Origin of the sequence: Malaciobacter halophilus, from assembly GCF_002837275.1 — a bacterium.
Lineage (GTDB): Bacteria > Campylobacterota > Campylobacteria > Campylobacterales > Arcobacteraceae > Malaciobacter > Malaciobacter halophilus.
In genome coordinates this window covers 1-4256 of record NZ_NXIF01000080.1, presented here as the reverse complement: position 1 = coordinate 4256, position 4256 = coordinate 1, and the positions used below count along the sequence as shown (strand labels likewise).

The 4256-nt window shown below is 25.3% G+C and carries 6 protein-coding genes and 1 pseudogene; 2 read left to right on the top strand and 5 right to left on the bottom strand.

Going from position 1 to position 4256, the window contains the following annotated elements; translation table 11 throughout:
• From CP960_RS13250 to CP960_RS13995, 5 genes are all read right to left on the bottom strand, one after another.
• Positions 1-222 (bottom strand): hypothetical protein (locus CP960_RS13250; protein WP_133121160.1); only part of this gene is annotated, 222 nt, incomplete at its 3' end.
• Entirely contained in the window at positions 219-905 is a 687-nt protein-coding gene (locus CP960_RS13245; protein WP_101185944.1) for a response regulator transcription factor, read from the bottom strand. The genes CP960_RS13250 and CP960_RS13245, both read right to left, overlap by 4 nt.
• An 85-nt stretch (positions 906-990) precedes the next feature.
• Complete coding sequence (locus CP960_RS14005; RefSeq protein WP_228152089.1) at positions 991-1884, bottom strand: TonB-dependent siderophore receptor; 894 nt, start codon at positions 1882-1884, stop codon at positions 991-993.
• 10 nt (positions 1885-1894) lie between these two features.
• Entirely contained in the window at positions 1895-2830 is a 936-nt protein-coding gene (locus CP960_RS14000; protein WP_237673267.1) for a TonB-dependent siderophore receptor, read from the bottom strand.
• Between the two features lie 24 nt (positions 2831-2854).
• Positions 2855-3097: a hypothetical protein gene (locus CP960_RS13995; protein WP_228152087.1), complete on the bottom strand. Its 243-nt coding sequence runs from the start codon at positions 3095-3097 to the stop codon at positions 2855-2857.
• A 162-nt stretch (positions 3098-3259) separates the two neighbouring features.
• On the opposite strand from CP960_RS13995, the gene CP960_RS13235 reads away from it, so the two are divergent.
• Together CP960_RS13235 and CP960_RS13230 are read left to right on the top strand one after the other, a co-directional pair.
• On the top strand, positions 3260-3829 hold the full coding sequence (locus CP960_RS13235) for a hypothetical protein (RefSeq protein WP_101185943.1): 570 nt from the start codon (positions 3260-3262) through the stop codon (positions 3827-3829).
• Between the two features lie 59 nt (positions 3830-3888).
• Positions 3889-4256 (top strand): annotated as a pseudogene (locus CP960_RS13230) (helix-turn-helix domain-containing protein); the annotation flags it as partial.

Below are 4256 nucleotides of genomic sequence, written 5' to 3'. Positions count from 1 at the left end.
TGTTAAATAGAACTTTTTATCTTTTAAAAGTGATTTATTAAGCTCTATTTTTACAGCAAACTTTTTTACTTTTTTATTTTTATGCTCTAAAAAATCTTTTTTGCCAAACTCTTTAAAAATCTCAAAGTCTTCAGAAACTTGAAAACTCTTTATTAAATTAAATTTATCCGCAAAAACAAAAGAGTAAGAAAAAACAAATAAAATTAAAAAAATCTTTTTCATTTAAGAAGTTCTATTTTGTATCCGATTTTTGATACATTTTTAATAGCTTTACAAGGAAGCTTCTTTCTTAAATCACGAACTAAAAGTCTAATTGCATTATCACTCATAAACTCATCTTCCCAAATATACTCTTGCATTTGTTCATAAGTAACTACTCGTGGAGAGTTCACACAAAGAAGTTCTAAAAAAAGCATTTCACTTTTTGTTAGTTTTATCTCTTGCTCATCTACTTTTAATATTTTTTCAAAGCTATCAAAATAAGTAGTTTCATTTATAAACTTTTTATTATTCTTATTTTCAAAACTTTGCTTTGCACACTTTAAAAGTAAAGGAAAAATAGTATCATGTTTTATGGGTTTTGATAAGTATTTAACTAAACCTAAATCTATTGCATCAAGTAAATAGTCTTTATTAGTAAAAGCACTAAGCACTATGAATTGAGTCTTTTCATCTGTTTGTCTTACTCTTCTTATCATATCTAAACCACTTAATTTTGGCATTTTTATATCTGTTATTACTAAGTGTGGTTGTTTTTTCTCAATAAGTTCTAAAGCCATATAAGCATCATTTGCTTCATATACATCATAGAAAAATCTTTTTAAATATGAAACTGCATTTGCTCTTATAAAATCTTCATCTTCAACATATAGTACTTTTAACTTTTTATATTCTTCTTTTAACATAAAAGAATTATACAATATTCTTATTAAATATTAATAGTTATTATCATAATTATATAAACTAAAAAGGAAAAGTCCTTTTTAGTTATTAAAATGAGTATTGTAAAGTTAGTGTAGCATTTCTTGGTGTACCATAAACCATACTATTGTCAGAACCATTTTCACCTATACCTGAATAATAATCTTTATCAAATATATTATTTACATTTAATTGTAAATTTAGATTTTTATTTATCTTATAATTTGCCATTGCATTAGCAATTATATAAGCATCTTGTGTGATAGTTCCATATTTTGTCTTATTTTCTTGTTTACTTTTATAGTTTAACCCAGCACCAAAACTTAAACTGTTTAACTTATATTTTGTAAATAAATTTGCAGTTGTTCTTGATACATGAGTTGCATATTTATCTCCATTTGCCTCTTTTGCTTCAAAATTAGCTAATCCAAAATTTATACTCCAAGCTTCTGTTATTGCACCTGCAATATCAAACTCAAATCCTTTACTTGTAACACCTTCTGCCATTTCATATGCATCTTTTGTAGTTCCAATAACTTTTACTCCAGGAATTTTTTGAGCTACATTATCTTGTTCAATTCTAAAAATAGATAAAGAAGCATTTAATCTACCATCAAAATACTCACCTTTTACACCTATTTCATAGTTTTTACCCTCAATTGGGTCTAAATAACTACCACTTGCACTTTGTTTATCTTGTGGATTAAAAATATCTGTGTAGCTAGTATAAATTGAGTGATTTTTATCAATATCATAAACTAAACCAATATATGGAGTTACTTCGTTTGTAAACTCTCTATTTCCATTTCCTTCTTCATTTACATACTCCCAATCAGAAACTCTTGCTCCTGTAACTAATTTTAAAGAATCAAGTAAAGAGAATTTTCCAACTAAATAAATACCTGTTTGTACAGTTTTATCAGGAGTTGCACTATTTGAATAGTCAAGATTTGGCTTTGCAATATTTATATTATTAAAATCTAAAACTGCACCTGCTAATGAAGGATACCCCCCATTTATTACTTACAAGTCTTTTTTTATTATACATATACCCTAATATAACTTCATGGTCTAAACCACCTAATTCAAAAGGTGCAGTAATATAAGCATCTATATTGTCTTCTTTATCATATTGATCATTTGAGTAAGCAAGAGGAGTATATTCTACTCCTAAACCTGTATTTTTATCTACTCTACCACCAAAATATAAAAGTGCTGTATCACTATAAACTTTTTTATGAGAATAAGATAGATTAAACGCAATATCTTTATATAAAAACTGTTTAAAATCTAAAAAGTAACTTTTTGTTTTACTATCCCAATATGTCCAATCTTCTGTTACTGCATCTTTTCTATCAAAATTTGTTTTACTACTGTCATTATAAAAAGCTGGTAAACCACCCCATCTAATACCACTTCTATCAAGTTTTTGATAACTTGCACCTAGTGATAAAAATGTAGTATCACTTAAATCCATATCTACAACACCATAAAAAAAGTCATTTTGTTTATCATATCCATCCATAAATGATTTTTTATCTTCATGTTTTGCTACAACTCTAGCTCTTATATTTCCTTTTTTATTTAAAGGAGTTGATATATCGGCTGTTGCACTATATGCATCCCATGAACCACCAGATAATGAGATATTTCCTTCAAACTCTTTACTTGTTGCATGTTTTCTTACAAAATTTAAACTTAAAGCAGGATTTCCAGCACCAGTTGTTAAGCCATTAGCACCTTTTACTACTTCTACTCTATCAAACATAGATAAATCAAAATCATTATCTGCAATAGTAGCATGAGAGGGCATTCCATCTACTTTATAATAATCAATTTTAAATCCTCTAGCATAAGGATAAATTCTTTCATCCCATCTGTTTACTGTTACTCCTGAAACATTTTCCATCAAATCTTGAAATGATGTTATATTTTAGTCTTTCATTTGTTGTGTAGTCATTACAGATACTGATTGAGGTGTATCTTTAATAGAAAGATTCAGTTTTGAAGATGTTCTCATAGAATCTATTGTATATGACTTTGAAGTTTCTGTATCATTTGAAGAGACTACATCAACTGTACCTAAAGATTTTGTATCTTTTGCAACTAGATTTGATTGCAATGCAAAAGCTGCAAATAAAGATAGTGTTAATATCTTTTTATTAAATGATTTCATTAATTTTCCCCTTGTGTGTGATAATCATTATCATAATTAATATTTGAAATTATTTCCTTTTTTTACTTAGATTATCTTTATCAGTTTTCCTATCATGACAACTAAAAGCTTGAAACAATTTTTACACATTTTTTCCACATACTTTTTTAATATAATTTTTCTATGTCAAGTGTAGATATATTAAAATATAAGATAAAAAATGCAAAACTTAACACTAATAAAATAGAGAAAATTTGTATATGCTTTGTACAAGACTTAACTGCAAGCCAAACGGCACAAAAATTAAATATAAGTAGACAAACAATAAATAGCTATTACAAAAAAATGCGTTCTCATCTAATATCAAATGAACAAAAAGCAATTTCAAAAAAAAGTTGCTTACTAAAATATATCCATTTTAATAATGAAATAGTGTTTTTTATAGAAAATGAAAAAGAAGCTATTTTAATAAATCATAATAACACACTAATTGATACTAAAATAAAAGAACAATTACTTAAACATAAAAAAGCAAATAGTGCAAAACTTTTATATAGTAAAAGAGAAAAAAAATTTTTATTAATAGGCTTTTTAAAAACCCAAAATTGCCTTGAAGAGTTTATAAATAAAAGATTAAAAAAATTTAGAGGTATCAATAAAAACAACTTTCAAATACATATAAAAGAATCAATTATTAGATATAATGAAGAAAAAAACTATATATTTAAACAACTGATTTCTTTATTTAATTAACAACTTATTAAACATATTTTAATTATTATTATCAAAATAATTAAGGGTAATAATAATTAATGGAAAAAGTAAACTACTATGATTTAATAGATATAGAAAAGAAAATTCAAAATCCTTTTTCAAGAGAGACTTCTTTTGCAAAAATAAAAAAAGAGTATGGAGAAGGTTTTACTATCTTTTATGATATGGGAAATGGTATTGCTCTTTTTGTTAGAAGAATTACTCCCAATAAAGATTTATTATTATATGAAAAATCACAAGTTTCAGGAGCATGTTTAATCTTTAATCTTGGTTCAAATATTAATTTTTCATATAAAGATGAAAAAGAATATATTTTAAGAAAAAATCACTTTTTTTTAGAATTAGCTTCAAATAAATTTTATTGTGAAATCCCTTTGAAAAAAAATCAACCTTTTATTTCTATTTT

Bases quoted from the DNA above. Each gene is read 5' to 3' on its own strand.
- CP960_RS13245 (WP_101185944.1), bottom strand. From the start codon at position 905: ATGTTAAAAGAAGAATATAAAAAGTTAAAAGTACTATATGTTGAAGAT.
- CP960_RS14000 (WP_237673267.1), bottom strand. From the start codon at position 2,830: ATGGAAAATGTTTCAGGAGTAACAGTAAACAGATGGGATGAAAGAATT.
- CP960_RS13995 (WP_228152087.1), bottom strand. From the start codon at position 3,097: ATGAAATCATTTAATAAAAAGATATTAACACTATCTTTATTTGCAGCT.
- CP960_RS13235 (WP_101185943.1), top strand. From the start codon at position 3,260: ATGTCAAGTGTAGATATATTAAAATATAAGATAAAAAATGCAAAACTT.